Source organism: Pseudomonas sp. DR 5-09 (assembly GCF_001655595.1).
Classification (GTDB): domain Bacteria; phylum Pseudomonadota; class Gammaproteobacteria; order Pseudomonadales; family Pseudomonadaceae; genus Aquipseudomonas; species Aquipseudomonas pharyngis.
The window spans coordinates 331,316-358,168 of the sequence record NZ_CP011566.1 but is presented as its reverse complement, the minus strand read 5'-3'; the positions used below and the strand labels follow the sequence as shown (position 1 = coordinate 358,168).

General features: G+C 56.3%; 28 protein-coding genes, 1 tRNA gene and 3 pseudogenes. 13 read left to right on the top strand and 19 right to left on the bottom strand.

The annotated features are described in order from the left end of the window. Positions 1–19 precede the first annotated feature (19 nt). Positions 20–1,411 carry a GABA permease gene (gabP, locus tag PDR5_RS01580; protein ID WP_007952562.1) on the bottom strand — a complete coding sequence of 464 codons (1,392 nt, stop codon included), beginning with the start codon at positions 1,409–1,411 and terminating at the stop codon, positions 20–22. A gap of 552 nt (positions 1,412–1,963) precedes the next feature. Here gabP and PDR5_RS01575 point away from each other — a divergent pair. The 9 genes and pseudogenes from PDR5_RS01575 to PDR5_RS01530 all read left to right on the top strand — a co-directional run. Continuing rightward, positions 1,964–2,737 carry an ABC transporter ATP-binding protein gene (locus tag PDR5_RS01575; protein WP_007897462.1) on the top strand — a complete coding sequence of 258 codons (774 nt, stop codon included), beginning with the start codon at positions 1,964–1,966 and terminating at the stop codon, positions 2,735–2,737. Between the two features lie 13 nt (positions 2,738–2,750). Further along, positions 2,751–3,497: an ABC transporter substrate-binding protein gene (locus PDR5_RS01570; RefSeq protein WP_064592811.1), complete on the top strand. Its 747-nt coding sequence runs from the start codon at positions 2,751–2,753 to the stop codon at positions 3,495–3,497. A 78-nt stretch (positions 3,498–3,575) separates the two neighbouring features. After that, positions 3,576–4,271: an ABC transporter permease gene (locus PDR5_RS01565; protein ID WP_064592809.1), complete on the top strand. Its 696-nt coding sequence runs from the start codon at positions 3,576–3,578 to the stop codon at positions 4,269–4,271. After that, positions 4,268–4,957 carry an ABC transporter permease gene (locus PDR5_RS01560; protein ID WP_007952568.1) on the top strand — a complete coding sequence of 230 codons (690 nt, stop codon included), beginning with the start codon at positions 4,268–4,270 and terminating at the stop codon, positions 4,955–4,957. The genes PDR5_RS01565 and PDR5_RS01560 overlap by 4 nt, the downstream gene beginning before the upstream one ends. After that, the gene (locus PDR5_RS01555) at positions 4,938–6,173 is read left to right on the top strand and encodes a methyltransferase (protein ID WP_064592807.1); all 1,236 of its coding nucleotides are present in this window, start codon (positions 4,938–4,940) and stop codon (positions 6,171–6,173) included. Before PDR5_RS01560 ends, PDR5_RS01555 begins: the two co-directional genes overlap by 20 nt. Before the next feature lie 344 nt (positions 6,174–6,517). Then, positions 6,518–7,333, top strand: coding sequence for an FkbM family methyltransferase (locus PDR5_RS01550; protein WP_064592804.1), 816 nt, complete (start codon positions 6,518–6,520; stop codon positions 7,331–7,333). A 76-nt stretch (positions 7,334–7,409) separates the two neighbouring features. Beyond that, positions 7,410–7,485, top strand: a tRNA-Thr gene (locus PDR5_RS01545). A 172-nt stretch (positions 7,486–7,657) separates the two neighbouring features. Continuing rightward, entirely contained in the window at positions 7,658–8,980 is a 1,323-nt protein-coding gene (locus tag PDR5_RS01540; protein WP_064592802.1) for a tyrosine-type recombinase/integrase, read from the top strand. Between the two features lie 911 nt (positions 8,981–9,891). After that, positions 9,892–10,228, top strand: a pseudogene (locus PDR5_RS01530) (nucleotidyltransferase family protein); the annotation flags it as partial. Between the two features lie 22 nt (positions 10,229–10,250). Here PDR5_RS01530 and PDR5_RS29040 read toward each other — a convergent pair. The 6 genes and pseudogenes from PDR5_RS29040 to PDR5_RS29025 form a co-directional block, all read right to left on the bottom strand. Beyond that, positions 10,251–10,463, bottom strand: a pseudogene (locus PDR5_RS29040) (ATP-binding protein); the annotation flags it as partial. Positions 10,464–10,568: 105 nt separating this feature from the next. Next, positions 10,569–12,698 carry a hypothetical protein gene (locus tag PDR5_RS01525; protein ID WP_064592798.1) on the bottom strand — a complete coding sequence of 710 codons (2,130 nt, stop codon included), beginning with the start codon at positions 12,696–12,698 and terminating at the stop codon, positions 10,569–10,571. Between the two features lie 232 nt (positions 12,699–12,930). Next, complete coding sequence (locus tag PDR5_RS01520; protein WP_064592796.1) at positions 12,931–13,167, bottom strand: hypothetical protein; 237 nt, start codon at positions 13,165–13,167, stop codon at positions 12,931–12,933. Between the two features lie 165 nt (positions 13,168–13,332). Then, the gene (locus tag PDR5_RS30370) at positions 13,333–13,578 is read right to left on the bottom strand and encodes a hypothetical protein (RefSeq protein WP_442963857.1); all 246 of its coding nucleotides are present in this window, start codon (positions 13,576–13,578) and stop codon (positions 13,333–13,335) included. Between the two features lie 146 nt (positions 13,579–13,724). Continuing rightward, a complete protein-coding gene (locus PDR5_RS30365) occupies positions 13,725–14,120 on the bottom strand; it encodes a recombinase family protein (protein WP_082934348.1) in 396 nt (131 codons plus the stop codon). Between the two features lie 112 nt (positions 14,121–14,232). After that, a pseudogene (locus PDR5_RS29025) lies at positions 14,233–14,764 on the bottom strand (magnesium chelatase domain-containing protein); the annotation flags it as partial. 169 nt (positions 14,765–14,933) lie between these two features. Here PDR5_RS29025 and PDR5_RS29600 point away from each other — a divergent pair. After that, a complete protein-coding gene (locus PDR5_RS29600) occupies positions 14,934–15,083 on the top strand; it encodes a hypothetical protein (RefSeq protein WP_156669306.1) in 150 nt (49 codons plus the stop codon). A 37-nt stretch (positions 15,084–15,120) separates the two neighbouring features. Continuing rightward, positions 15,121–16,839 (top strand): anti-phage dCTP deaminase, encoded by a 1,719-nt coding sequence (locus tag PDR5_RS01500; RefSeq protein WP_064592788.1) that lies wholly within the window; start codon positions 15,121–15,123, stop codon positions 16,837–16,839. 292 nt (positions 16,840–17,131) lie between these two features. On the opposite strand, the gene PDR5_RS01495 is transcribed toward PDR5_RS01500, so the two are convergent. Both PDR5_RS01495 and PDR5_RS01490 read right to left on the bottom strand, forming a co-directional pair. Then, positions 17,132–17,557: a type II toxin-antitoxin system HicB family antitoxin gene (locus tag PDR5_RS01495; protein WP_064592786.1), complete on the bottom strand. Its 426-nt coding sequence runs from the start codon at positions 17,555–17,557 to the stop codon at positions 17,132–17,134. A gap of 31 nt (positions 17,558–17,588) precedes the next feature. After that, positions 17,589–17,771, bottom strand: coding sequence for a type II toxin-antitoxin system HicA family toxin (locus PDR5_RS01490; RefSeq protein ID WP_064384144.1), 183 nt, complete (start codon positions 17,769–17,771; stop codon positions 17,589–17,591). A gap of 455 nt (positions 17,772–18,226) precedes the next feature. Here PDR5_RS01490 and PDR5_RS01485 point away from each other — a divergent pair, with 455 nt between their 5' ends. Then, positions 18,227–18,493 (top strand): DUF3077 domain-containing protein, encoded by a 267-nt coding sequence (locus PDR5_RS01485; RefSeq protein ID WP_064592784.1) that lies wholly within the window; start codon positions 18,227–18,229, stop codon positions 18,491–18,493. A gap of 58 nt (positions 18,494–18,551) precedes the next feature. Here the strand turns inward: PDR5_RS01485 and PDR5_RS01480 are convergent, their stop codons facing one another. From PDR5_RS01480 to PDR5_RS01470, 3 genes are read right to left on the bottom strand one after another with little or no spacing between them, the layout of a single operon-like run. Next, positions 18,552–19,262 (bottom strand): SDR family NAD(P)-dependent oxidoreductase, encoded by a 711-nt coding sequence (locus tag PDR5_RS01480; protein ID WP_064592782.1) that lies wholly within the window; start codon positions 19,260–19,262, stop codon positions 18,552–18,554. 33 nt (positions 19,263–19,295) lie between these two features. Beyond that, positions 19,296–19,940 carry a DsbA family oxidoreductase gene (locus PDR5_RS01475; RefSeq protein WP_064592780.1) on the bottom strand — a complete coding sequence of 215 codons (645 nt, stop codon included), beginning with the start codon at positions 19,938–19,940 and terminating at the stop codon, positions 19,296–19,298. Further along, positions 19,937–20,155: a tautomerase family protein gene (locus tag PDR5_RS01470; RefSeq protein WP_007952610.1), complete on the bottom strand. Its 219-nt coding sequence runs from the start codon at positions 20,153–20,155 to the stop codon at positions 19,937–19,939. Before PDR5_RS01470 ends, PDR5_RS01475 begins: the two co-directional genes overlap by 4 nt. A gap of 628 nt (positions 20,156–20,783) precedes the next feature. Here PDR5_RS01470 and PDR5_RS01465 point away from each other — a divergent pair. Continuing rightward, complete coding sequence (locus PDR5_RS01465) at positions 20,784–21,710, top strand: LysR family transcriptional regulator (RefSeq protein ID WP_064592778.1); 927 nt, start codon at positions 20,784–20,786, stop codon at positions 21,708–21,710. Here the strand turns inward: PDR5_RS01465 and PDR5_RS01460 are convergent. From PDR5_RS01460 to PDR5_RS01430, 7 genes are all read right to left on the bottom strand, one after another. Beyond that, complete coding sequence (locus PDR5_RS01460; protein WP_007952614.1) at positions 21,627–21,944, bottom strand: AzlD domain-containing protein; 318 nt, start codon at positions 21,942–21,944, stop codon at positions 21,627–21,629. The genes PDR5_RS01465 and PDR5_RS01460 overlap by 84 nt on opposite strands. Next, entirely contained in the window at positions 21,923–22,639 is a 717-nt protein-coding gene (locus tag PDR5_RS01455; protein WP_011331997.1) for an AzlC family ABC transporter permease, read from the bottom strand. Before PDR5_RS01455 ends, PDR5_RS01460 begins: the two co-directional genes overlap by 22 nt. After that, entirely contained in the window at positions 22,636–23,013 is a 378-nt protein-coding gene (locus PDR5_RS01450) for a GNAT family N-acetyltransferase (protein ID WP_007952618.1), read from the bottom strand. Before PDR5_RS01450 ends, PDR5_RS01455 begins: the two co-directional genes overlap by 4 nt. Before the next feature lie 79 nt (positions 23,014–23,092). Further along, positions 23,093–23,839 (bottom strand): 2OG-Fe dioxygenase family protein, encoded by a 747-nt coding sequence (locus PDR5_RS01445; protein ID WP_011331995.1) that lies wholly within the window; start codon positions 23,837–23,839, stop codon positions 23,093–23,095. Positions 23,840–24,071: 232 nt separating this feature from the next. Beyond that, positions 24,072–25,358, bottom strand: a complete 1,287-nt coding sequence (locus tag PDR5_RS01440) for an OprD family porin (protein WP_064592776.1) — start codon at positions 25,356–25,358, stop codon at positions 24,072–24,074. A 299-nt stretch (positions 25,359–25,657) separates the two neighbouring features. Continuing rightward, the gene (locus PDR5_RS01435; RefSeq protein WP_064592774.1) at positions 25,658–26,326 is read right to left on the bottom strand and encodes a DsbA family protein; all 669 of its coding nucleotides are present in this window, start codon (positions 26,324–26,326) and stop codon (positions 25,658–25,660) included. A gap of 244 nt (positions 26,327–26,570) precedes the next feature. After that, positions 26,571–26,783 (bottom strand): hypothetical protein, encoded by a 213-nt coding sequence (locus PDR5_RS01430; RefSeq protein WP_007952633.1) that lies wholly within the window; start codon positions 26,781–26,783, stop codon positions 26,571–26,573. Positions 26,784–26,853: the final 70 nt, after the last annotated feature.

Here is a 26,853-nt window from a genome sequence, read left to right as displayed (position 1 = left end):
TTGCGTTACACGTTGCGGATCAGTTCAGCACCGCGGCGCCACGCTTTTCCAGATTGCGGCGGCGAGCCACCAGCAGACCGGCCGCGACCACCAGCAGGCTGAGCAGGCCGGTCGCGAGGATTTCCACGCGATGGGCATCCTGGAACAGCATGATGGTCAGGGCCGCCACGATGAACACGATCACCGCGTAGGTCAGGCCCGGGAACAGCCACATGCTGAAGACGATTTTCTCGCCGCGAGCCATGCGTTGTTTACGCATGCGCAGTTGCGAAATCGCGATCACCAGGTACACCAGCAGCGCGATCGCGCCGGAGCTGGCCAGCAGGAACTCGAACACCGCCGCCGGGGCTACGTAGTTGGCGAAGGTGCACAGGAACGCCGCGCCAGTGGACAGCATTACCGCCCAGTAAGGGGTGCCGCTTTTGTTGGTGCGGGTCGCCATGGCCGGGGCATCGCCGCGCTTGCCGAGGGAGAACAGCATGCGCGAAGAGGTGTACAGCGCCGAGTTCAGGCAGCTGGTTACAGCGACCAGAACCACGATGTCGACGATCATCTTGGCGTTCGGGATGCCCATGCGCTCAAGTACGGTCTGGTAGGAACCGACGCTGGCCAGAACCGGGTCGTTCCATGGCACCAGGGCCACAACGATGAAGATCGAAACGAGGTAGAACAGGCCGATTCGCCAGATCACCGAGTTGGTGGCCTTGGAGATCTGCTTGCCCGGGTTCTTCGATTCCGCGGCCGCAATGGTCACGATCTCGGTACCCATGAAGGAGAACATGGTGGTCAGGATCGCGCCCAGCACTGCGCCCATGCCGTTCGGCAGGAAGCCCTGGGTGTCGAAGATGTGCGACACGCCGCTGACCTGGCTGTTCGGCAGGAAGCCGAAAATGGCCGCGACGCCAAGAATGATGAAACCGATGATCGCCACGACTTTGAGCAGGGCGAACCAGAATTCAAACTCACCGTAGTTTTTCACGCTGAACAGGTTGGTCACCGTCAGCAGCATGGTGATGATCAGCGCGAACGCCCAGATATCCACACCCGGGAACCACGCATGCAGGATGGTTGCGGCGGCGTTGGCTTCCAGCGGAATCACCAAAACCCAGAACCACCAGTACAGCCAGCCGATGGTGAAACCGGCCCAGTGACCGATAGCGCGGTCGGCGTAAGTCGAGAACGAGCCAGTGTCAGGCGAGGCAACCGCCATTTCGCCGAGCATGCGCATCACCAACACAACCAGCGCGCCAGCAGCGGCGTAAGCCAGCAGAACAGCGGGACCGGCAGCGGCGATGGCGTGGCCGGAGCCGACGAACAGACCTGCACCGATCACCCCGGCGATCGACAGCATGGTCACATGACGCGGTTTGAGCCCCTGTTCGAGGCCATTGGAGCTTTGGGTACTGCTCATTGGAACTACCTTTGCGAGGAAAGCGATTGCGTCCGGCCCGTCTGGCGTTCCTTCTCGTAAAAAGAATCCAACGGGGCGTTCCGGATTCTGCACGCAATAAATGCGCCAAAATGTTTCAAACTCTTCTGCTCTGCGGTTTTCCGCGCGACCGGACAGTCATCGCAAGTCCTTGAGAATAATGGCCTTTCGCCAAAGCGTTACCCTGCGACTCACTTTTCAAACGAACGAGCGCACCAGAAACACACTGAAAAAGTGCGGGATGCACAATAAAAGGGCGAATGAGGAACGATCGGCCGGATAGCGCTTCCAACACCCCGCCAAAGGTGGCAACATCGCGCCTTTTTTTACGCGACACCCACGGGAATCAACGTTCAAACACCCGTTCGGTTGTTGATGGGGCGACAGTCTGCTGCGCCGATGCGACAACCTGCCACACGCCATCCGTTTACCGCTCGTAGCGCTGTTGGCTGCCATTGAAACGCTATGCTAGCTTGGCCGCCTCGCCAGGAAGGCCAACCAACAGCAGGAGCGCAACATATATGAGGAACGCACATGGCTGAGGCCACGCCCGCGCTTGAAATCCGCAACTTGCACAAACGCTACGGACAGCTTGAGGTGCTCAAAGGCATCTCGCTGACCGCCCGCGACGGCGATGTGATCTCGATCCTGGGTTCCTCCGGTTCCGGCAAGTCCACGTTCCTGCGTTGCATCAACCTGTTGGAAAACCCGCATCAGGGCCAGATCCTGGTGGCCGGGGAAGAACTCAAGCTCAAGGCCGCCAAGAATGGCGAACTGGTTGCCGCAGACGGCAAGCAGATCAACCGCCTGCGCTCCGAGATTGGTTTTGTGTTTCAAAACTTTAATCTGTGGCCGCACATGAGCGTGCTCGACAACATCATCGAAGCCCCGCGCCGCGTGCTCGGCCAGAGCAAGGCCGAAGCCATCGAAGTCGCCGAAGCGCTGCTGGCCAAGGTCGGCATCGCCGACAAGCGCCACGCCTATCCGGCGCAACTGTCCGGCGGCCAGCAACAGCGCGCGGCGATTGCCCGCACGCTGGCGATGCAGCCCAAGGTGATCCTGTTCGACGAGCCCACCTCCGCCCTTGACCCGGAAATGGTCCAGGAAGTACTTAATGTCATCCGCGCATTGGCCGAAGAAGGCCGCACCATGTTGCTCGTGACCCACGAGATGGGCTTTGCCCGTCAGGTCTCCAGCGAAGTGGTGTTCCTCCACCAGGGCCTGGTAGAAGAGCAAGGATCGCCACAGCAGGTGTTCGAAAACCCGCTTTCGGCGCGCTGCAAACAATTCATGTCCAGCAACCGCTAACGGAGCTACCCGCATGCAGAACTACAAAAAGGTCTTCCTGGCCGCCGCCGTCACCCTCGCGTTCAGCGCCGGTGCCATGGCCGAGACCCTGAAGATGGGCATCGAAGCGGCTTACCCGCCGTTCAACAACAAAGACGCCAGCGGTAACGTCGTCGGCTTCGACAAAGACATCGGCGACGCCCTGTGCGCCAAGATGAAAGTTGAATGCTCCGTCGTCACTTCGGACTGGGACGGCATCATCCCGGCCCTGAACGCCAAGAAGTTCGACTTCCTGATCTCCTCGATGTCCATTACCGACGAGCGCAAGCAAGCGGTGGACTTCACCGACCCGTACTACTCCAACAAGCTGCAATTCATCGCGCCGAAGGATAAAGAGTTCAAGACCGACAAGGACTCCCTCAAAGGCAAAGTGATCGGCGCCCAGCGCGCGACCCTCGCCGGCACCTTCATGGAAGACAACATGCCGGGCGTCGAAGTGAAACTCTACGACACCCAGGAAAACGCCTACCTCGACCTGACTTCCGGTCGTCTGGACGGCATCCTCGCCGACAAATACGTCAACTACGAGTGGCTGAAAAGCGACGCCGGCAAAGCCTATGAATTCAAGGGCGATCCGGTGGAAGAAAGCGACAAGATCGGTATCGCTGTACGTAAAGGCGACCCGATCCGCGAGAAGCTGAACGCTGCGCTGAAGGAAATCGTTGCCGACGGCACCTACAAGAAGATCAACGACAAGTACTTCCCGTTCAGCATCTACTGATCCTGACCTGCCGGATCGGCGCCGTCACATGACGGTGCCGATCCCCGGCCTTGCCTGCCGCGATTTGAAAAGAAATCCATGATTATCGACCTCTACGGATTCGGCCCGGCGCTCTTCGCCGGCGCGCTGATGACCGTCAAACTGGCACTTTCGGCCCTGTGCCTGGGGCTGGTGCTCGGTCTGCTCGGCGCCTTGGCCAAGACTTCCCCGTACAAGCCGCTGCAATGGCTTGGCGGAACCTATTCGACCCTGGTGCGCGGCGTCCCGGAATTGCTCTGGGTGCTGTTGATCTACTTCGGTACGGTCAACGCCATGCGCGCGCTCGGTGAGTTTTTCGGCAATCCCGGACTGGAACTCAGCGCCTTCGCCGCCGGCGTCATTGCGCTGGGCCTGTGCTTCGGCGCCTACGCCACGGAAGTGTTTCGCGGCGCGATCCTCGCCATTCCCAAAGGCCACCGCGAGGCTGGCGTGGCCCTGGGCCTGTCGAAATGGCGGATCTTCACCAAACTGATCATGCCGCAGATGTGGCGCATCGCCCTGCCCGGCCTGGGCAACCTGTTCATGATCCTGATGAAAGACACCGCGCTGGTGTCGGTCATCGGCCTGGAAGAGATCATGCGTCACGCGCAGATCGGCGTGACCGTGTCCAAGCAGCCATTCACCTTCTATATGGTGGCGGCGCTCATGTACCTGTGCCTGACAGTACTGGCGATGATCGGCATGCACCTGCTGGAGAAACGCGCCGCACGCGGCTTCGCGAGGAGCGCTCAATGAATTGGGAAGTCATCATCAAGTGGCTGCCGAAACTGGCCCAAGGCGCAACGCTGACCCTGGAACTGGTGGCCATCGCCGTGATCGCCGGTTTGTTGCTGGCGATTCCGCTGGGCATCGCCCGCTCTTCGAAGCTGTGGTACGTGCGCGCTTTGCCCTACGCCTACATCTTCTTTTTCCGTGGCACGCCGTTGCTGGTTCAACTGTTCCTGGTCTATTACGGTCTGGCGCAGTTCGACGCGGTGCGTAACAGCTCGATGTGGCCGTACCTGCGCGATCCATTCTGGTGCGCCACTGCGACCATGACCCTGCACACCGCGGCGTACATCGCCGAGATCCTGCGCGGGGCGATCCAGGCGATTCCGCCGGGCGAGATCGAAGCGGCGCGGGCGCTGGGCATGTCCCGGCCGAAAGCGCTGTTCTACATCATCCTGCCGCGTGCCGCGCGTATCGGCCTGCCAGCCTACAGCAACGAAGTGATCCTGATGCTCAAGGCCAGCGCCCTGGCCAGCACCGTGACCCTGCTGGAACTGACCGGCATGGCGCGCACGATCATTGCCCGCACCTACCTGCCGGTGGAGATTTTCTTCGCCGCTGGCGTGTTCTATCTGGTGATGGCCTACGTGCTGGTTCGCGGCTTCAAGCTGCTGGAACGCTGGCTGCGCGTCGATGCGTGCCAGGGGCGCTGATTCTTCCGACGTGTTGACGGGCGAGGCCCTGCTCGCCCGTTTCACGGCACTGGATACATTTCTCACAGCGCATCAGGCGCTATGGAAGCCCCGCCCGTTCATTCATCTGCAACTTCCCTGGGAAGCGTCCTACCCGGAACTGGCCTCGTGGCTACGCGGGCGGTCGCTGGAAGATGCGGAAAACGCCCACAACCAACCTGCCGAACTCCTGGATGCGCCGGAGCCGTTTGCTTCATTGGCGGCGCTGTCGCTTGAGTTGAGTGCGGTGGGTGAATTGCCTGCGCATTCACTGGAAGCCGCCGGGCATCGTTTGAATGTCGATGTGCCGGGGCGCAAATGGCAGCAGATCGAGGCCTTTGCCAGCCGCTTGTCGTTTGCCTCGCAACCGAAGCACTGGCTGGATTGGTGTTCGGGCAAAGGCCATTTGGGCCGGCGCCTGCTCGGCACTGGCCAGCAACTCACCTGTCTGGAATACGACTCGGCGTTGGTCGCCAGCGGCCAGGCACTGAGTCAGCGTCATCACCTGCATGCGCTGCATGTCGAGCAGGATGTGCTCGCGGCGAATACCGCGTCATTGCTGCACGCCGAGCACACGCCTGTCGCCCTGCATGCTTGTGGCGATCTGCATGTACGCCTGATGCAATTGGCCTCCGCCGCTGGCTGTCGACAACTGGCAATTGCACCGTGCTGTTACAACCGGATCAGTCGCACTGAATATCAGGCGTTGTCCTCCGCAGGTTCATCCTCCGCCCTACAGCTCTCGCTGGAAGATCTGTCCCTGCCGATGAGCGAAACCGTCACCGCCGGTGCCCGCGTCCGACGTCAGCGTGACACCTCCATGGCCCGCCGACTGGCTTTCGATCTGTTGCAACGGCAAGTGCGTGGCGTCGACGAATACTTGCCGACGCCGTCCCTGCCGAGCGCCTGGCTGGACAAACCGTTCGCTGATTACTGCCGCGATCTGGCAGCGTTGAAAGAGTTATCCACAGTTGGCGCGCCAGATTGGGTAGCACTGGAAGCTGCCGGTTGGCAGCGGTTAGCCGAAGTTCGCAACCTGGAACTGCTGCGTGGACTGTTCCGACGGCCGCTGGAGCTTTGGCTGAATCTGGATCGGGCACTTTTCCTCAACGAACAGGGATACGTCGTACGTCTCGGCACCTTCTGCGAAGCGCCGCTCACACCGCGCAATTTCCTGTTGCTGGCCGAACGCGTTTAATCTTCCACAGCCTGTGGATAACTCTGTTGATGGAATTATCGTGGATCCAATATCCACGGCTGTTTCAGGCCACTAACAGCGCTGGTCATTTTTTGTTCATATGAATAAAAAACTGGCAAAACAGGGATTTGCGATTCAAATGAGAACCCGTCCACAAAATCCCCTCTAAGCCCGTCCTCTTCAAAGCCTGTTGTGCATAAGCCCTCGACCAAAAGGACATAACCGCCGAATCGCGAACGCCGGCAATGGACAATTGCACCGGCCATCTGCCCTTGCTATACAGACCTGTGCCGTGCAGGTAGCGCACGCCCGAACAAGAAAAATCTGACCGACAGGAAGCGACCGTGACGTTCATTTCTTACGCACAGAATTTCGAGGACGTTCGCCTCTGGCGCGCCCTGCAGTATTTTGAAAACGGTTTTTATATCGACGTCGGCGCCAATGACCCGATCCACGACTCGGTCACCAAGGCCTTTTATGATCGCGGCTGGCAAGGCATCAACGTCGAACCGATGCAGAACTACTACGACGCACTCCACCAGCATCGCCCCCGCGACACCACGCTGCAATGCGTGGCCAGCGACCAGCCGGGCGAACTGACTTTCTACGGCATTGCCGACACCGGCCTGTCCACCGCTGACCCGGTCGTTGCGCAAGAACGCAAAAACCTCGGCATGGACGTGCAAAGCTTCACTGTCAACGCACGCACACTGACCTCGATCTGCGAAGAGCACGCCGCCGAGCGGCCAATCCACTTCCTGAAAATCGACGTCGAGGGCCACGAAGAAACCGTCCTGCGCGGCATGGACTTCAGCCGCTTCCGCCCCTGGATCATCCTCATCGAAACCCCATGGGAGCGCGACCACACCTGGGAACACCTGGTGACCGACGCCGGCTATACCAACGTCCTGTTCGACGGCCTCAACAGCTTCTTCCTCGCCAACGAACACATCAACCTCAAACCCGCGTTCGACCTGCCACCGTGCAACCTCGACAACTTCCAGCTGTGCAAAGGCCACAACCTCGCCCACCCGGTAAACCCTGCACTGGAAACCGCCCTGCAACGCGCCGAACAAGCCGAAGCCCAACTGCGCGCCATGCAAAACAGCCGCGCCTGGCGCGCTGTACAAAAACTGCGCAACGTCCTGCGCCGGGCGTGATTCGCAGAGGGCGCAAAAATAGTCTGAATTCAGGGGTTTACAGAAGCACCCGAGTCGCTATAATCGTCGCCCACACGCCGGTATAGCTCAGATGGTAGAGCAACTGACTTGTAATCAGTAGGTCCCGGGTTCGATTCCTGGTGCCGGCACCATACAAGGTTCCAGAGAAGGCTTTAAAAATCTCTGGAACCCCCGAAAAACCCGCCTTCTGGCGGGTTTTTTCGTTTTGGCGTTCCGTCGGTTTCCGTCAGAAACTGGTGGATTCCATCCGTTTTAGGGGTAGAGTTTGGGATACAGGTCACTTCGATAAAAGGGAGTACCCTTATGTCGCGCACCACAGCTCCGCTCTCCGACGCAGCTTGCCGCTTGGCAAAACCTACAGACCGCGCCTACAAGCTTTTCGACGGCGATGGCCTCTACCTCCTAGTCCAACCCAATGGCCGCAAAGGCTGGCGGCTCCGTTACGTCAAACCTGACGGACGCGAAGGACTGACCTCGTTCGGCAACTACCCCGTCATCGGCCTCGCCGATGCGCGCCGCAAGCGCTTGGAGGTCAAGCGAATGCTGGCGGATGGCATTGATCCCATAGAGACCAAGCACCAAGCCAAGGCGGAAGCCGTGATCAAAGGCAGAACCTTTGAAAGCGTTGCGCTCGACTGGCATACGGAAATGTCGGCCAAGTGGGCACCAGGCCATTCCAAGACTGTGATGAGTCGCCTCAAAACCCACGTATTCCCGCTGATCGGCGCCCGCGCCATTGTCGACCTCGACACCCATGACCTCATGCAGCCCTTGGAAGCGATCAAGAAGCGCGGAACGATCGACGTTGCTTTAAGGGTACAAAACTACCTGCAGAGCATCATGCGCGAGGCAAAGCGCCTCCGGCTTATCACCATAAACCCTGCTTACGATCTCGAGGGCTCGATCAAGGCCCCGCGGGTGGTCCATCGCCCCGCTCTACCCTTATCGCGACTGCCGGAACTGCAGGAGCGGATCGACACCTATAAAGGCCGGGCACTTACCCGTCTGACGGTGATGCTGTCGCTGCATGTGTTTGTACGCTCCAGCGAGCTGCGCTTCGCCCGCTGGAGCGAGTTCGACCTCAAGCGCGGCGTCTGGGAAATCCCGGACACTCGGCCAGCGTTGGAGGGAGTACCCTTTTCCACAAGGGGTACGAAGATGGCAGGGGATATCCATTTAGTACCCTTATCGCCGCAAGCAGTGGCGCTACTCGAAAAAATCCATGCACTCACAGGCAAATTCGCATTGGTCTTCGCAGGGGATGCCAAACCCTGGAAGCCCATGTCCGAAAATACCGTGAACAACGCGCTTCGGACGATGGGATACGACACCAAAACCGATATCTGCGGGCATGGATTTCGTTCGATGGCCTGCAGCGCACTGATCGAGTCAGGATTGTGGTCGGAGACAGCCATTGAACGGCAGATGAGCCACAAGGAGCGCAACAACGTCCGCGCCGCTTACATCCACAAGGCCGAGTTCATCGAGGAGCGCAGGCTGATCATGAACTGGTGGAACCGGTACCTGGAGGCCAACCGGCAGGAGCATGTCACTCCACACGAATTCGCGAATCAGACCGGACCGAACGTCACTCGCTTAAAAGCAAAACGCGGCGCAACTGAGTAAGCGCTCGGTCTTCATATTTCAGTGATCCGCTTGTCCACGCGGGTCCATCCAAACAGGGCTGCAAAGCCGCCCTGCTTGGATGGACCTCACTTAAAAAATCTAAAGCCCACGCAACTGTCTGTGGAAAACCACGGATTTCCACCGGTGGATAATTTCATCCACAGCCGCAGAACTCCCGAAAATTCGTGCCTTGACCCGAATTATCCACAGGCGTAGAAAAGATCGGGCAAAGCGCTGTCGTTGACAGCAACCCAGGTAGCCAGAACCTTTAAGGCTACGCCACACCGTGGTGGTTCTCCCAAAGTGCGATTAGCGTCCGGCGGCTCGCACGGTCACAGCGATGTGATGGATGCCTACTTTTACCAGCGTGCCCACTGCGGCAACTCATTCCCTTTCATAGCTGCCCTGCAGCAACCTATCCGCTTGGCCATTTCCTTGCGCCAACCTGCGCCCGTCTCTTTCTTCCGGAAAGAGACGGGCGCTCCTACCGCTGCTGCAGCCCAACTCGTACAAGGCATTGCGGCATTTCCCCTCGTGACAATCGGCGTGACAAAAACCGAAGTCACCAGCAACAGCGACGCAGATGATGGTGCCGCAGCCCAGGGAATGGACTGCACCTGACTGACAGTCAGGCATGCCCCGGTCATCGCATCACTGCTTTTACCTGACTCAGGATCTCGCGGCGTTGGATTCGTCAGCCGATGCAGCCACCACCCGCCCACTTCCTCGGAAGTGTTCAGGAGGCCAGATCATGAGATGCCCAAGCTCCCGGTCGTAAAGAGCCGCCAGTCCCGCGTTAGTGGACAACCCTCACAGGTCGCAGGGGCCTTGATCCCTGATAACACTCAGCATTCTTGGCGGGATGACGTGGGGAAAGTTTCAAAGGTTTTGGCTTCGAGAGGAGATTGATCATGGCATTTGTCGGTAGACGAGATGGGCGCAATTTTGGCTATGGTTGGCAATTGAGCTATGCCGGGCCGCTGGCCCTCCTCGACCTGTTTGGCGGTGGGAATGACGGGACTGTCAAAGCCCATACTGATCGCTGGCAAGCTTTTGTGCGCTGGTGTCGGTCCGAAGGTGGGCCGGGATTCAACGATGCGAGGAAGATCAATCGGCAGACCTTGCTGGACTACGCCTGATACCTGCACTAGCAGGTTGAAACACGGTGAGCTTGCCATCGCGACTGCGCAAAACCGATTGTCCGGCGTCAACCGAACCATGGCAGCGCTTCGTGGTGATCCGTATGTTGCATCTATTGTGAAATGTCACAGCCACCGCCGAACAACGCCGGACTTGACGCCGAATGATGCGGCTGCCGAAACGGGCGCTGCGGCCAGCTAGTTAGCGGCGAATGGCTGGCCACCGATTGAATCGCCGCCGCCTCCAGCGCTTCACGCTCATCCAGTGGCGGTAACAAACCAGGCAGACGGCTGGCAAGCAATGTCTTACCGGTGCCCGGATGCCCGCTGAACAGCAGGTTGTGATCTCTTACACCAAATTTGCAGGATTTTTCTAAGTGGCCTTTAGGGCAGCGTGAGATGCATTGATCGCACAGATAAATCACCGCCCTCCAAGCTTTACTACTTCTCTACTTTGGTAGTGGTATTACCGATCCGTTCCGGAGCTCTTCCCATTTTACTATTCGGAACATTTCAATTCCTCTAGAAACATCCATTAAGTAAACTTCTTCATCACGGTTTTTAATATCCATAATGAATTTGGCATATAAGTTGTCGTCGTATGATGCTGTCCCAATCATGCCGTTGGCCAGTATATATACCGCAGGGCGTTTTTTGCCATCCTGATACATTCCATCTACCCCACGCTTGAGATTATCCCAATCAATAACCATAGGGGGAAGGTCGTCATAGAGATGCGTTACGGCCGGCACTACTGAGTTGGCTAGCTGCATAGTAACGGCAAGCAAGTCGCAGAGCGTATCAATTGAGCGATTTTCAAATGCTCGTAAGTCTGTTGATTTTTTAATTAAAGGGATGCACAGCTTATTGCTGATTTCAGCGATCAATTCTTTTTTGTGATCTTCGCAATAGGCTGTTTCAGTAATGGCATGTTTGATAATGCTTGCAAGGTATCCGGCAGTCTCATGGATGAGTGCCATGTCGGATTTATAGATGCTGCTGAATTGAGACCTGCTTAGGTCTTCGGGGGTGATCGCGGGTGCTAATTTAAAGCCTAAATCAAATGTTGCAGTATGGAACGGTGTGTCATGAAGTATCTGGCTTTTTATCCACTTAACTACTGGTTCTGGATCGAACGGCTCGTTGCCATGAGCCGAGAAATCGAACCTCGAAGTAGGCGGTTCGACATCATTAGCCGTTCTCGCTAGAATGAATATTTCATCAATGAAACCAGCCAAACTTGCGAAGTTCCAGAACATCAACGCGTACAGGTTCTTTGGTTTTTGTGTAGATTTCCGAGCTAAATCAGTCAGGAATAGATGGCGTCCAATCGCTACTCCCAGTCTCAGCGAGTCCGATGGACGGACAAACCCGTCGCTTGTGAATTTCTGTTCAAAAAGATTTCTGATCAACCAGATTCCGACATTCGGGTCGTGCCAGTGCGAAGTTCCAGCTGGGAAAATGCTTGAACGAGCTTTCTGTACTGCAGGGTTTGATATGTAGCTCCTAGCGTACCCCCCCGGAAGCCCCCAGAACTCCGTCATGAACGGAAAGCGGGACTCTTGGATTTCATTGCGTACGATGTTCCAGTTTGAGACCTTGCCGACCTCAATGTTCTCGAAGCCTTTTAATCTAGGGTCCAGTACTTTTGACTTAAGCCTTAGTAGGGTGTGTATGCCAGAGTTCTTGCCTTTGCTTTCTATATGACTGATGAGCTTTGAAGCTAGATGCCCTTTATCTGTATCGATTTTACCTTTGGTTAACATTGCATCAAAAAATGCGAATGGGCTAGCAGCGCAAAGGGTTATTTCGCGAGAGCTTTCCTTGTTTAAGTTTTTGCTCAACAAGCCGAATCCATGTAGGCCCGTCTGCTCTGCTTCTCTGGCGTAGAAACTCAACGCATTGTAAAGGCAGTGATCTGCTTCTTCGTCATCCATAGTTGAAGGGATTTCGAATGAAATTGTTATTGTTGATACACTGTCATCCGGAAAGAAAGGTGTGCCTGTAATATTCCAAGTGGACGGCTTGTGGACCTTGAATTGGTAGTTATTAGGTGTGGGCTCTAAATGCAGGCATAGCAGGTTCTTGTTTGACCACATAACTGCGCTAGTGGCCGCATGCTCTAGAAGTGTTGACCACTCTGTGGAGATTAAGACAAACGTAGCGTCGTAGTTCGAAAGGAAAGGTAAGTGGTTCTTTAACTCATGCTCGTAAGCAAGAAGTTCAGTAAGGGCCTGGCGTCCGGTTTGGTTGGACTTTTTAAGTTCGAATATTATCAGCTGGTTAGTTTCGGGGTTGATGCATACAAGGTCTGGCTTGAGGATTTCGTTTTTTGTGATCGATATATTGTTGTTTGAGGTTAGTACTTCGACTGACTTGAGTGAGCCGATTACAGTCGACGCTGATTCCGCAAAGCGGGTTCTAACATACTCATCTATAGAAAATGCAGGTAGAAGGTCGGGGTTTATGGAGATCGTGTGTTCTAGGAAATCCAAATCATCTTTGCTTATGCGAGACGTGAGATCGCCACTGCGGATAATTCTTTCGACTTCTACATGAATTTCAGCTTCAGAAATCAATTACAAGCTCCTTCTTGATTTTTTTGGGGGGGTGACAGATGGGAATCTTGGTATGCGATTTTTACTTGATTTCAAGTTTCCCGCCCTGCTCTAACCAGATCGGTATTGACTTGAGTGGCGGCCATTAGCCACTTTTGATCGTCTACTCTAACCGATAATGCGTCATCCCCACATACCTGTAGCCACCTACCTCAGTTCCGCAGCTGCTGATTCCCCAGCTAGAAACCGTTACTCAACTGATATCGCTCTGAGCGTTCTCATCGAGAACTTGAAAACGACTCGGGTTGTCTCGCTTGAACTGGACCTGTATGCCCAGTCGTTTTAGCAGACTGTTGGCGGCAGCTCTACCTTCGTAGGTCACAAGGTCCAGCTGCTTGAGATAGTCTTCTTTATTGATCACGCGATGCGATGCAAGCTGCCCCCTGAGTTCGTCCCTTGTGGCAAGGCATTGGGCGTGTTCGCTTTCCAACTCTTGTATCCGCTTGGCGACAGCAAGCGTAGCGACGGCCGTGTAAACCTCAGTGGCCCTGTTGCAGCTTATCGGCTACGACCCGGAAGTGGCCTTCTGCAACCTCAAGGCTCTTGCGAATCTCTGCACTCTTGCCGAGAATCAGCGACATGCTTTCCATGTTGGTTAGGATTTCCTTGAAGAAGGCTTTTGTCTGCTCGATCCGAATGCTGCCGTTGCCGCACTTGCCCTTATTGGTCGAGTAACATTGCAGGTAGGTGTATGCAGAATCTTCTGTACGGAGCTGAAGCCCCACAACCCGCTTTTGTTCCTCAGTTTTTCCTTTGTCGACCGCGTGCTGCCAAAGACGGGTACACCATCTTCGTTCAGGCGGCGTGGAATGACCGCTGGGCCGTAACCTGCGATTGTCATATCGAAGATGCGGCGTTCTACTTCGACGCGTTCGACTATTTCAACGTAGGCGCCATTCACTAGCTTCAACCAGTATGTGCAGGCTGCACCAAGGGGAACCTTCTTCTCGCTGCGGGCAAGTCCACGCTTCTCCCGCCAAGCATCTGCTACCCGTTTGCTTTTCCGCTGGACTCATTGTGTGCCCGCACCATCACCGCGATGCTGACGATCAATTCGGTGGCAAAGTCGGGTGAGTCGTTTGAATAGGTTCGCTCATCCGAGAGGGTTACGACCTTGATGCCGGTCCTTAAGAGATTCAGGAGCTGCGCAAGGGCAATGTTCACCCTGTCACCGGACAGGCGGTCCAGTGACTCGACAAGCAGGTACGAGCCGGTTTTGATCTGAGCGTCGTTAACCAAGCTCAGGAAGCGGCCGAACTCGCCTTCGTCACTGATGCGCTTACCCGTGTAAGCAGACCTGCCCGAATCGAAGAACCGGTACTCCTTGGTATCCGCCAGCTCCAGACCATTTTCCGCACAGTACTTAAGAGCCGCCGTTCGCAGCCGTCGGTAGCTACCCCCTTCGCCTGTTCGGGGCTGCTGAAGCGGATATAGCTGTACGCTTTAGGCTTCATCGGTCGCGCCGTCATGCTTTTGGTGCATTACCACACAATCTAAGCAGGTTATGCGCGCCAGCCGCCGCCATCAGCAATGCACGCTTGGCGGCGGTCTGGTCCTGTACCTCATCGAGATCAGGATAAGGCCAGGTCTGCAAAATCAAACCATTAGATTTGAACGGTTCAATCACGGCGTGCCCATTCAGGTGCGAGACCAGCTCCAGCAGGTGATTCACCGCAATCACCTTCAACCCCGACGCCAGACAGGCCTCCTCGGCATTCGCTGCCGGCACAATCAGCGTATGCCCAGTCTCCCGGGCCGCCAAATCTCCTGGTAACTCGCCCTGGACTGGCCGAACGCACCCGACAACGCCAGCTCGCCCAGACACTCGATACCCTCCAGCGTCAATGCAGGAACCTGCACACTGGCCGCCAGTAGCCCAAGCAATCGCCAGATCGAACGCCGTCTTAGGGCAGATCAGCGGGCGCCAGATTCAATGTGATGCGGCGCGCCGGAAACTTCAGCCGACAATTGAGAATCGCATTGCGCACCCGATCCTTGCTCTCTTTCACCGCGCGTAGCGCGAGTCCGTAGCCACAACCACAGGCTTTTATACCGCTTGTCGTCTTCGCAAATAGGGCTATGCTAATCCCCAATCTGAGGTTTAACTTGAGCATGCGCGCCTGTAGAATGCGGGCCTGTTTTTGACCGTCACCACCAGGGGATGAAGCCGAGATGAAAAAAACTGAGGAGTCAAACGTGCAGCAATCCGCGAAGCTCGCCAAGGGCGCCATGGATCAGCGCTCGAACGTGATCGGCTTCGCTCAGTTCAAGGAACGGCAGGCAACTGAGGAGTACAGAAAGGCTCTGGAGATGGTTGTTGCTAACGCTCAAAAGGCCGATTGGTAGCTCCGAAATATTTCAATAATGCTTCAAGGAACTGAAGATGGCCGCGCCCGCCCCCAAGGAACGAATTGCTAAAAGTGCGGATGCAAAATCCTCCACAACGAGCATGCGTCAACGAATCGAAGGTCGACGCACCGATGAGATCATCATTGCTTTTTGTGGCCCGGTCGGCTGCAATTTGGCAGACGTTATTCGCTCTATCCGTCTTCAGTTCGAGGAATACGGATATATCACTGAACATGTGAAGGTCAGCGATATCATCAGGGGGCACTTTAGAACTCATGGACTGCCGCCCGAGTTGAAGGCTCTCTCATTGGATGTGTCCTTAGGCAAGGACCGCTACACAACACTTCAGGACCTAGGCAACGAGCTCAGAAAAAAGTTTGATCCTCCGATTCTTGCAGCTTTGGCCATGCAGGAAATTGCAGTCAAGCGCACCATCGCAAAAGGCCAAGATAGCAAGGCCCCCAAAACTGTTTACATCATCGACCAGCTCAAACATCCAGAAGAGGTAGAACTCTTCAAGCTCGTCTATGGAGATATTTTTTATCTGATAGGCGTCCTCAGCCCTGAAAAAATCAGATTCAACTATCTGACTCGCACAGAAAGAATTCCTAAGCACGAAGCGCAATACCTCATTGACCGTGACCGGAACGAACTGAATGCAACCCACGGGCAGAAGCTAGAGAAAACACTACAGCTTGCTGACTTCTTCATTCGAAACAATCAGGACTCGGTCTCCAACCTCACCGCTCCCTGTCAGCGATTTGCTGCGTTGGTCCATGGTAAAAATGGAATTACACCGACCGCCGATGAGTCGGGAATGTACGCCGCGTATTCCGCTTCGCTGAAGTCCGCATGCCTTAGCAGGCAAGTAGGTGCAGCCATCGTCAACAAAGAAGGGAATGTTATTTCTCTTGGCTGGAACGATGTTCCGAAATTTGGTGGCGGCCTATACACGTCGGACAGTACCAACGATCAGCGGTGCATTTTTCATGGTGGCAAATGCTACAACGACATACACAAATCTCATCTCATTGAAGATATTGTGAATATCGTCAGCAAAAAAGTGACTGTCACACAAGAGACCAAAGACGAGCTTGCCCGGCTGATCCAGAAAGAAACCAGAGCAGGGTCAATCATCGAGTTCTCCCGCGCCATCCATGCGGAGATGGAAGCTATTCTCGGATTAGCGCGCTCTCACGGGAACTCGACCGACTCTTGCGTCTTGTACACAACAACATTTCCTTGCCATAACTGCGCTCGGCACATCATCGCTGCCGGAATTAAGCGAGTTGTCTACATCGAACCGTATGAAAAAAGCCTGGCGCTGGATCTGCACGAGGACGCCATCACCACCGATGCCTGGACTCCAGATAAGACATTATTTGAGACGTTTTCTGGTGTTCCGCCGAGCAAATACGCAGCTTTCTTTATGTCTAGAGGCGATAAAAAGGATAAGACTGGTCAGGCCGTGGACATCATCAAGACGGATGCCTTGCATATCGGAACTCAGTATCTGGACCCATACCAGACTATCGAAGGAAAGGTTGTTCAGGACTTGTTGACCAAGGTAGGCGCGTTTACTCCACCGCCACCATCAGGTCCCGGAGGAGTTCCACCGGCCTCACCTGCTTGGAACACACCCGGCGGCCTCGTTGGGCCATCTAATGCTTTCCCTACGGGGCATCAATCGGCGAACGGACCGCAACCACCACCGGCTCTAATAGAGCCGCCCGACCCAGAACCAGCGGCGTGAAGAAAAGCCTCACAGATTGCGGTGCTTTTTTATCGTTCACAAGCTCACCTAGAACTGACCCTCAACGCAGATTTACACATAAAGGGTAATCTTTGAGATAGAGATACTTTACAAAACGATTAAATTTCTTTTTTAAGAATGTATTAGCCGAGAATTCGACTCCTGGTGCCGGCACCATACAAAACGAAGCCCCTGCAGAAATGCAGGGGCTTTGTTGTTTCTGGGATTGGTTTTTTCCACCCCAAATGAAAAGCCACCGACAGCGATCGCTGTCGGGGGCTTTTCTCCAATCTTAAGCAGCCTCAACCGAAAGCAAAATCCGCCGTCCAAGCTGCTGCAATGCACGCTCGACATTCTCTATCTTGGAGTGATGCAGGAAATCGACTAACCGATCTACCTGGGGTCGTTGCACACCCAAGCGCCGTGCCAGTTCAGCCTTGCTCACCCCAGACTCGAGAAGGGTATTCCACAACCCGACCTTTGCGGCAGTCAGTGCAGGCAGACGCAAAACAGCGTCACTTTCCTGCTCTCCCGCATCACCTGTCGGAATCAACCGACGATCATCAACGTAAATCGACAAGGCCGTCTCCATTGCATCTATGGCGCCGTCGAGCGCTTCCTTGAGGGTGTCGCCAGCGGCGTGCATCTCTGGAATTTCTGCGCAGGACAACCAGACACTGCTCGGCTCCTCGTGGACTTCCAACGCATATTCGAACATCACGTTTCCTCTCATGGGGTACAGCTGGGCCTCAATCCTTGAGGCCCAGCTGTTTGATTATCGATTTTCTCAACCCTTCGCCCATCTCCTTGGCTCCGTGGTCGGGAAAGACAGTTGATCGGCCATTCAAGGAAACCTTGAAATGGCTGCCCTTGCCGGTTTGGAACTCAACGCCTTGGGCTTTCAACCATCGCCGAAACTCGCTGTACTTCATGTGCATCACTCGCTGTTTCGGTAGAGCGAATGTGCAACATATCTGTTACGCATGCAACATAACTGTTGCACCACACATCTGGAACATCGCTAGCCTCCGCCACCACCTGGCCACGATTGCGCTCAATCCTCCTCCACGCTACCGTCAAACCCGTCGCTGCCAATCCAGCGACCGGGCCTGAGAACCCGCGTAAGATGCAGGCGCACCAGCGCCCCAACCCACGTTTGCCGGCGTTTTTTTGTGCCTGCATTTCCGTGCAATGGCGGCTGTGCGTGGGAGGCTTTCGAGCCTGCCGGGTTCCTGTATCTCCGGTTTCTCAGCCTGCGCATAGCTGCCACCCTTTCGCCTGAGAACGAATTGGCAGCCTCATTTGATACAGGGAGTTTCACAAATGATTAGCATCGATCCGTCCAAAGTCTGCCCTTTCCACCAACCAGCCAACGGTAGGTGAAGCCATGACCAACCCCCACGACCTAAAAACCCTCGGTCTCACCCATTTTTCCTTCCAGTCCAACCACGCACTCTTTCGCACCACCCCCGGCGTCCCGGTCGCCACCGCCCTCTCCCACGCCTCCCACCTGCTGCACATTTCCAAACTGCTCACATCAGATACCTCTGCCGCCAACGATCCAGAACTCCACGCCTGCGCCTCGCAATATTTGCAGGAGCTGAGCAAGGCGCTGGTCGATGACGCGGTCAAAGTGTTGAGTCCGGATCCGTAAATCGTCGCCCACAAAAAAGCCCTCGCATCGCTGCAAGGGCTTTGTGTTACCGCATCAATCAATGCCCAGCGCTCTGCCCACCATCCACATGCAGAATCTCGCCGGTCACAAAATTCGCGTTATCGAGATACACCACCGCCTGCGCAATGTCGTCGATCTCGCCCATGTGTCCAACCGGATGCAGCGCGCCCAGTGCCGCGTGGGTTTCCTCGCCGTGCATCGGTGTCTTGATGATGCCCGGCGATACCGCGTTCACCCGGATTCCGCGTTTGGCGTATTCGATGGCCAGGGATTTGGTCGCGGCGTTGAGGCCGCCCTTGGTCAGCGACGCGAGGACCGAGGGTACGCCGTCGATGGCGTGGTCGACCAGGCTGGTGGTGATGTTGACCACGTGGCCCTTGCCCTGTTTTTCCATCTCGGCGATGGCCAGTTGGGTGATGTAGAAGAAGCCATTGAGGTTGACCGACAGCATTGCGGCGTAGTCTTCCGGGGTGTAGGCGGTGAACGGTTTGGCGACGAAGATGCCGGCGTTGTTGACCAGGGTGTCGATGCGACCGAAGCGGGCCACGCCTTCGCTGATCACGCGTTGTGCGGTGGCCGGGTCGCCGATGTCGCCGGCGATGGTCAGGATCTGCGGGTCGTTCGACGGTTTGATCGAGCGCGAGGTGGCGACGATGTTGTAGCCCAGTTCGCGGAAGGCCTTGACCATGCCTTCGCCCAGACCTTGGGAAGCTCCGGTGATAACGACAGTTTTTTTCGAATTGCTCATGATGAAATCCTCAATCAATAAGTGGGTGTTGAATCAGGCGCTAGCCAGTTGTTTCAGCATTTGTTCGTAGTACTCGACCGATTGCGAACCGGACACCAGGTGCTTGCCGTTCAGGATCAGCGCGGGCACCGAGTTGATCCCGTGCTGCCGGTAGAACGCCTGCAGTTGCCGCACTTCGCTGGCGAATTCATCGTTGGCCAGCACCTTGCGGGCCCTCGCCGCATCCAGTCCTGCTTCGGTCGCCAGACGTATAAGCGTCGGGTGATCGTTGGGGTTGTCGCCGTCGCGGAAGTAAGCGCGCAGCAGGATCTTTTTCAGCGCGATCTGCCGCCCTTCCTGCGCCGCCCACATCAGCAAGCGATGGGCATCGAAGGTGTTGTGAAAGTGCGTGCGTTTCTCCAGGTCGAACTCGAAACCGATGGCCTTGCCGCGTTCGATCTGCATCTTCTTGCCGGCGGCGACGTCTTCGGCGGTGCGGCCGTATTTGCGCATCAGGTGCTGCACGGCCGGTTCGCCTTCGGCGGGCATGTCCGGGTTGAGTTCGAAGGGCTTGTAAGTCAGCTTCACCGAAATCTCGCCGGCCAGATTGCCGATCGCCTGCTCCAGCGCTGTCGCCCCGAGTGCGCACCAGGGGCACACCACGTCGGAAATGAAATCGATGGTCACGGTCGGGGTCATGACTGACCCCGTTCCGCCAGCTGTCGGCGGTACTCGGTGGTAGTGATGCCGGCGTAGCCCCAGTTATCGGTGTCGACTTCTTCGATCACGATGTGGGTCAGGTCCGGGCGTTTGTTGAGGACGCGCTCCAGGGTTTCGGTGATTTCGGCGATCACCTGAGCTTTCTGCTCACGGGTAACGCCGTCGCGGGTGATGCGTACGCTGACAAATGGCATGACGACTACTCCAGTGACCTGCCCTCGGGATGATGGTCAGGTGTTGGAGCTCAATTTAGGCGTGTGCCGGGAGGGGAAAAAGTAGGGGTGGGGTACTTCATTTGTGAGGTGGTGTAATGAATTGACAAGCCGAGGTTCAGTGACAGAGAATCCCTCCAAGAGCGCGAAACCGGCTGCCATCAGGTGGCGATAGTCGGCGTTAGGAACCCCGTTGATGACCTGAAAATTAGCGTTCGGGTGAGACCTCTTCTCCCCTGCTTGAGGGAGCACAATTTCGAGTGATTTCGACAAAAAAGCCGACAGTTATGTCGGCTTTTTTATGAGCGTTATTTGAACTTCCTTTGAGATACGCCTGCTCAATTGCTGGCATAACGCGCTTACCCTGTCAGTCGTTTCCCTTGAAAAATCTCCGCAGACGCACCCAAACCGTGCACTTTTTTTGACCCCAATCACCCCCACGTCACCAAAAAACCCGATCCTGTGTCAGCCTCCAGCCATCGGCGGAGACATCGATTCGCTACTAATTGCGCGACAACTATGCTCAGGTACAGGAATATAGCCGGCAAATGGCGCCGTTCAGGCCGTCACGTACACAACAATACCCAGCCCACTTCAGAGGGCATTACCCATGGATAGCAGAACCTTACGCAACCTCATGCGCATCGTGCAGACCGGCTCGTTGTCGGCCGCAGCCGAGCATTCGTGCCTGACCGTGCAGGCCCTGGCCGCACAGTTGAACAAGGTCGAAGAGCAGTTCGGTTTCCGCTTGTTTAGACGATCCAACAAGGGGCTGACGCTGACGCCGCAAGGCACCGAGCTGACGCCCTATATGGACAGAGTGCTGATCGCCACGCGGCAGATGGAAGCGAAAGTCGAAGCGTTGAAGGTGCCGGGACAGCGCACGTTGAAAGTGGCGTTGAACACCACGCTGGACCCGGATTTCAACCGGCGACTGATCGGGCGCCTGATCGAGGTGTTTCCTGATTACCAGATGGAATTCAGCTACGCCGAGTCGATGGAAAACCTCAGCAAGCTGAAGAACGAGGACTTTGACCTTGCGGTGCTGATCGGTCCGCAGCGTCCGGGTCTGCCGAGCATTGTCCTGCCTGAAGTACAGGTGCAGGTGGTCGGCGCGCACTGTGGTCAGGAGAACGATCCGCTGACCTTGCTTGGCAACAAGTTTCAGGTGCGTCCCGCAGAAGATTGTCCGTATTCCCACAGCTTTTTGCGTTTTCTCGACGCCGGGCTGGGCAATCACGAGAACAGTCAGCGCACGATTTATTCCTGCAGCGAAACGCTGACCCTGTCGCTCATCACCCAAATGGATGCGGTCGGCATGGTCTCCCGCGAGGCCGCGCAGAAGAACGGCCTGACGATCTTCCCCGGGTTCGAGGATTTCCTCGAAGTGCGCCTGGCGGTGAACAATCCGGATCTGTCCGGCCAGGCGTTGAACGACGTGGTCGATCTGCCGCTACATGAACGAGCCGAGCGCAATGTACGCAGCCGTCCCAACCGCCACACTGAGAAAGAGGTTTTTGCTGAAATACGCACATAACAGCGTCGGAATCGCTGCATAGAATTCCGGGCGATCGAGCTGTATGTGCTGATCCTTGATCAACAAGGGTGTCAGGCTGATCGCAGCGACGATCGCCACCGGCAGGTACTCCAGCGCGCGGGCGACGAAGGGCGGCCAGTGCTCGGTGTTGACCTGCAGCGGCAAGGCCCGTGGCAGGAAGGTCACGGCCATCATCAGCGCGACCACCAGGATCAGGAACGTTTGGTCAGGCATACACCCACTCCGCAGCCCACAAACGTGGCGATGAAAACGTTGAATGGCGAGCTGCCCACCAGGCTCAGTGCGCCCATGCAGACGACTGCGGCCAAAGCGGCGATGAGTTTATTGCGGGTGTTGCAGAGCGAGACCAGCACGTAGAGCATCATCGCGGTCAGCGCGTAGTCGAGCTGGTATTTGATCAGGTGCGAGGCGTACTGCGCGCAGAGGGCGCCGAGCAATCCGCCGATCACCCAGGAGGTGTGGCAGAACAGGTTGAAGCCGATCAGATAGCGAACGTTCACCGGTGCCCCGGTGCCCAGTTTGACGCTGTGAAAGGCGAACGACTCATCGGTCAGCCCGCCGGCATAGCACCAGCGCTCCATGCGGCTCAGGCCCAGCGCTCGCAGGGCTTTCGCCATGTAGACCGACATCAACATGTGCCGCGCGTTGATCAGAAATGTGGTCAGCACGATGGTGGTCAGTGACGCACCGCTGCTGATCAGCGCCAGCGCCGCAAACTGCGAAGCCCCGGCATACACGAACAGACACATCGCCACCGGCAGCCACAGTGGCAGCCCGGCATTGACCGCCATCAGCCCGAACACGAACGACACGGTAAAGTAACCAGCGACCACCGGGCTGGCTTCGGCAAAGGTGCGCGATGGCTGACGGTCGACCATCAGCGGCGCACTGCCGGATGTTTCATTCATAGATCCCTCTCAAATGTCCGCTCGCCGTGAGGTTCGCAAAAACCCTGGGCCGTCCAGAAACGCTTGCCCGCGAGGTTAGCATCATCGACGAACAGGAACATCCGCAGCACTCCGACCCGTTTCATGTCGGCCGACGCCGCTTCCACCAGCCGCTGGCCCACGCCCTGGCTGCGATAGCGCAGGCTGACCGCCAGATGGTTGATCGTGCCACGGCTGCCGAGCATGCCGCCCAGCACCGCGCCGACGATCTCGCCTTCGACGTCGAACGCCAGATAGGCCGTGGTGGTTTTCTGGATCAACACGCCGCGCAGGCATTTGGCGTCCTGCCATTCACAGAACGACACTTCGTCGAACTGGCGGAAGAAGCGCTCCATGCGCTGCGCGTCCTTGGCCGTCGCGCGCCGCAGCACCACCGGCGTCGAGCATTCGACGCCGTCGATTGGGGTGATCTGATTAGCGAACAATGTCGAAAGCGGTCCCGGGCCGCGAGAAGGAAATCGCCAGGATCTGCCGGTACGCCATGGCGTGGGAGTGGGTGTTGCGTGCCGGTGTCACGTAGTGACGCATGTCACGGTCGAGGAAATAGGTGGTGTCGAGGATTTCCTGGTAAGTGGTCGACGCCAGTTGCTGCTCATGGATGTCGTACAGGCGGCTTTCGGCGCCCTCGACATTGTTGCGCCCCCAGAAGTGCACGCCGCTGAACGGGTAACCGTCGCAGTGAATCCCTTCCGGAGTGATTTCCAGTTGTTTGCCGGGCTTGATCTCGATGCGGATCTGATGGATCTGGCACTGCCAGATTTCATCGTGCAGCTCTTCCGGCAACACGCTTTTGTACACTTCGAAATCGGTGTCGATCAGGCTGCGCATCACCGGCGAGCTGATGACTTCGTCCGAGAAGTCCTGGAAGTGCCGAACCACACCGCCCACATAGCTGTTGTTGGCCTTGGACTGCACGTACGCGCGATGTTCCAGTTGCTTCAGTTCGCGAGTCTTGGGGTTGTACTCAAAGTCGCTGTAACGACGGTAACGCATGCCGGCTTCGGCCTGACCGTAGTAACTGTCAGGCTCCATGTTTTCCCAACTTTTGGTCAGTCTGACGAAGTCGGCGAAATGACCGTAGAGATTGAAGTCAGCACCCTGCACATTGGCGTACTTGTCGCGCCGTAGCGATTCGCCCACTTCTCTGGTTAAAACGATCATTACCAAATTCTCCGCTGCATTGAGCGGCCTAATCTATTAGGTGGAGAATTTGCGTCCATGAGAAAGAATTTCAGGCATTTAAAGCCCTGTTTGAAACGCGATTTGAAACGGCTTGAAAGTGCATTTCAAATGACAAAAACACGGGTTTTTATGCTGTTTTTTCAAAAAGCGTCAAAAAAAAACCCCGAACCAGTCGGGGTTTTTCTGTCGCGTTTTGCGGGTCAACCGATCATCAGAAGATATTGATCGGGTAATCCACGAATACACGCAGTTCGTTGCCGCTGACGTTGTATTCGCTGGATTTCTGCGAAACACGCAGGATCGAGCTACGCAGCTTGATGCTCAGGTCTTTGGCCGGGCCACTTTGCACGACGTACTTGAACTGGTTGAAGATCTCACGCTCGGTGCCGCCTTCGCTGGTGGACGTGGTGATGTTGTCGCCACGCACGTACGCGAAGTTGTAGCTCAGACCCGGTACGCCGAATGCGCTGAAGTCCAGGCCGTAGCCCAACTGCCAGCTGCGCTCGTCTTCAGCGTTGAAGTCGGACCAGTAGGAGTTGGCCAGGTAAATGGTGTTGCCACCGTCACCCACGCGACCCTGACCTTTCTGATAACCGCCGTAGGCGTAACCCAGGTTGCTGTCGCCGGTGGAGCGCTGGTGCGCCACGGTGAACGAGTGCGGGCCGGTGGCGAAGGTCGCTGCCAGGCTCCAGATCTTGTTGTCGTCGCCGGTTACACCGTTTTCGCGGACGTAGGAGTTGTCCAGCTTGGTGCGGTAACCGTTGAAATCCAGGGTCAGGGACTGATCCTTGTCGATCGGGAACACGTAGTTGGCGTTCACGTATTGTTTCTTCAGCACGTCTTCGACGTCGGAAGCGTACAGCGCTGCCTTGAACTGTTCGGTGAACTGGTAGCTACCGCCCAACACGTTGATCGACTTCAGACCACCGCTGTCACGGCCTTCAGCGCTCTTGCGCGATTCGGCGGTGAAACGGCCGGCGTTCAGCTCCAGGCCTTTGATCTCTTTGGAAGTGATCAAAGTACCGGTGTAGCTTTCCGGCAGCAGACGCACGTTGTCATAGCTCAGCACCGGCAGGGCCGGCATCTGGTCACCGTAAGTCAGTACGGTGTTGGAGATACGGAATTTTACCGCTGCGCCACCCTTCGACAGGTCGTCAGCCGCGTTGCCGCTGTCACCCTGTTTGAAGAAGTCGATACCACCGGCACCGCTGCGGCCCTTGCCGCCGTCCAGGCGCAGTGCGTACAGACCGAAGGCATCCACACCCACACCCACGGTGCCTTGAGTGAAACCGGACGAGAACGTACCGATGGCCGCTTGGCCCCATTCGGCTTTGTCCTGGTTGCCATCTTTGTAGTCACGATTGATGTAGGCATTGCGCAGCAGCACTTTGAGGCTGCTGTCTTCAACAAAACCCTTGGACTCGGCCTGGTCGTTAGCCATGGCCGAAGTGGCACTCAACATCCCCAGTGCGATCAAACTGATTCGCTTGTTCAACATTTTGTTTTCCTTATTACGGGTTGAAACGCGCTGTGTCGAACGGCTGAAACGGCGCTTATTGCACTCTTTTATTCACCCCGAAACAAAAAGACCCGCTCAAGACAATGTCATGGCGGGCCTGCTCCTGATTTTGAGTCATGGCGGTTAGCCACAGGCGTTGGGCCGAATCGTAGCCGCGCCCTCAACAATGTGTCAATTTCAAGAATCGTCTTTAAATAGGCGAAAAACGTCTAAAAAAAGTAAATTTTGCGGTGGCTTCGTGCAGGGAAACGCCTGTAATCAGGGATTTTAATGCCGAGTCACGCACATCCGTCGAGGCCACAGACCGGCAAGGCATGCGCCGCTGTCGCAGGCGTAAACGACTCACTCAACCATTGAGCGAAGGCCTGCGGTTTACCGAGCCACGGGCCGATATCCACCACTGTGAACTGACCATCCTGCTCCAGTGCGAGAGTCGGAAAACCCTGCCCGCCGAGTTTCGCCAACAGAGCGCGGCTGTTCTTCATATGTTGCTCGGTGTCGACGGACTGCTTGGCGTTCAAGAAAGTAGCGGCGTCGTAACCCTGCTGCACCGCGTATTCCAACAGCACACTTTCGTCGGCAATTCGGCGCCCCTCGACATAGTGCGCCGTCTGCAAACGCCCCAGCAGCTCCAGGCCACGGCCGTCGATTTTCTCCGCTGCCAGCACAGCGGCAATCGGCGGTGCCGAATCAAACACCGCGGTGTGATCGCGCAACAGGCCTTCGAAATAGGCTTCGCCAAACGGCTGACCGGTGTATTCGGCAATGCGTCGGTCATGAGGCATCACATAATTGCGCAGTTGCGGTGAAACGTTCTGGCGGTTGGCACCGGTCATCATGCCGCCGGCGTGGGCGATCACCGGCAGCACTTGCTGTGCGGCGTGCACCAGCGGTTTGGCGCCATAGCACCAGCCGCACAGCGGGTCGTAGATGTAATGAAGAGTCATCGGAAAACTCCGGCTGGAAGGTGGGAAAAATGATGTCGGCACATTAGTCCCTCGGTCGTTGCAGAAAAACGCCGGAATGCCTTTCAGTGTGTTTCGGCAATCGGTCAAATCGAGACCGGCAGCCGCCACTTCCAGATCAGGCAGACAACCTGGTGGGCATTGGCACCTGCAGCTTCTGATATCGCGCCCATAAAAAAAGCGCTGCCATCCCGGCAGCGCTTTTTACAATCCCTGTTTGTTCTTCTTATCCTTCCATCACATCCCAGAGTGCTTCCAGTTCGGCCTCGCTGAACAGGCCAGCGGGGTAACGCTCGATCATCATCCGGCGCGGATCAGGTTCCCTGATCTGACGCGTTCCATTGGACTTCAACCAGTGCGCGACAATCTGGAGCGACTCACTATTTACAGCCATGGGATGCAACGTCCGCTCGCTGATTACGTTCACTTCGGCGTTCATTTCAGCGCTCTCTCCCCGTTCATGAGCGGCTACGTTATCCAAGGTTTATGACAGAACTGTTGAAGTTCTC

Bases quoted from the DNA above. Each gene is read 5' to 3' on its own strand.
- gabP (WP_007952562.1), bottom strand. From the start codon at position 1,411: ATGAGCAGTACCCAAAGCTCCAATGGCCTCGAACAGGGGCTCAAACCG.
- PDR5_RS01575 (WP_007897462.1), top strand. From the start codon at position 1,964: ATGGCTGAGGCCACGCCCGCGCTTGAAATCCGCAACTTGCACAAACGC.
- PDR5_RS01570 (WP_064592811.1), top strand. From the start codon at position 2,751: ATGCAGAACTACAAAAAGGTCTTCCTGGCCGCCGCCGTCACCCTCGCG.
- PDR5_RS01565 (WP_064592809.1), top strand. From the start codon at position 3,576: ATGATTATCGACCTCTACGGATTCGGCCCGGCGCTCTTCGCCGGCGCG.
- PDR5_RS01560 (WP_007952568.1), top strand. From the start codon at position 4,268: ATGAATTGGGAAGTCATCATCAAGTGGCTGCCGAAACTGGCCCAAGGC.
- PDR5_RS01555 (WP_064592807.1), top strand. From the start codon at position 4,938: ATGCGTGCCAGGGGCGCTGATTCTTCCGACGTGTTGACGGGCGAGGCC.
- PDR5_RS01540 (WP_064592802.1), top strand. From the start codon at position 7,658: ATGTCGCGCACCACAGCTCCGCTCTCCGACGCAGCTTGCCGCTTGGCA.
- PDR5_RS30370 (WP_442963857.1), bottom strand. From the start codon at position 13,578: ATGACAATCGCAGGTTACGGCCCAGCGGTCATTCCACGCCGCCTGAAC.
- PDR5_RS01500 (WP_064592788.1), top strand. From the start codon at position 15,121: ATGGCCGCGCCCGCCCCCAAGGAACGAATTGCTAAAAGTGCGGATGCA.
- PDR5_RS01495 (WP_064592786.1), bottom strand. From the start codon at position 17,557: ATGTTCGAATATGCGTTGGAAGTCCACGAGGAGCCGAGCAGTGTCTGG.
- PDR5_RS01490 (WP_064384144.1), bottom strand. From the start codon at position 17,771: ATGAAGTACAGCGAGTTTCGGCGATGGTTGAAAGCCCAAGGCGTTGAG.
- PDR5_RS01485 (WP_064592784.1), top strand. From the start codon at position 18,227: ATGACCAACCCCCACGACCTAAAAACCCTCGGTCTCACCCATTTTTCC.
- PDR5_RS01480 (WP_064592782.1), bottom strand. From the start codon at position 19,262: ATGAGCAATTCGAAAAAAACTGTCGTTATCACCGGAGCTTCCCAAGGT.
- PDR5_RS01475 (WP_064592780.1), bottom strand. From the start codon at position 19,940: ATGACCCCGACCGTGACCATCGATTTCATTTCCGACGTGGTGTGCCCC.
- PDR5_RS01470 (WP_007952610.1), bottom strand. From the start codon at position 20,155: ATGCCATTTGTCAGCGTACGCATCACCCGCGACGGCGTTACCCGTGAG.
- PDR5_RS01465 (WP_064592778.1), top strand. From the start codon at position 20,784: ATGGATAGCAGAACCTTACGCAACCTCATGCGCATCGTGCAGACCGGC.
- PDR5_RS01460 (WP_007952614.1), bottom strand. From the start codon at position 21,944: ATGCCTGACCAAACGTTCCTGATCCTGGTGGTCGCGCTGATGATGGCC.
- PDR5_RS01455 (WP_011331997.1), bottom strand. From the start codon at position 22,639: ATGAATGAAACATCCGGCAGTGCGCCGCTGATGGTCGACCGTCAGCCA.
- PDR5_RS01450 (WP_007952618.1), bottom strand. From the start codon at position 23,013: ATGGAGCGCTTCTTCCGCCAGTTCGACGAAGTGTCGTTCTGTGAATGG.
- PDR5_RS01445 (WP_011331995.1), bottom strand. From the start codon at position 23,839: ATGATCGTTTTAACCAGAGAAGTGGGCGAATCGCTACGGCGCGACAAG.
- PDR5_RS01440 (WP_064592776.1), bottom strand. From the start codon at position 25,358: ATGTTGAACAAGCGAATCAGTTTGATCGCACTGGGGATGTTGAGTGCC.
- PDR5_RS01435 (WP_064592774.1), bottom strand. From the start codon at position 26,326: ATGACTCTTCATTACATCTACGACCCGCTGTGCGGCTGGTGCTATGGC.
- PDR5_RS01430 (WP_007952633.1), bottom strand. From the start codon at position 26,783: ATGAACGCCGAAGTGAACGTAATCAGCGAGCGGACGTTGCATCCCATG.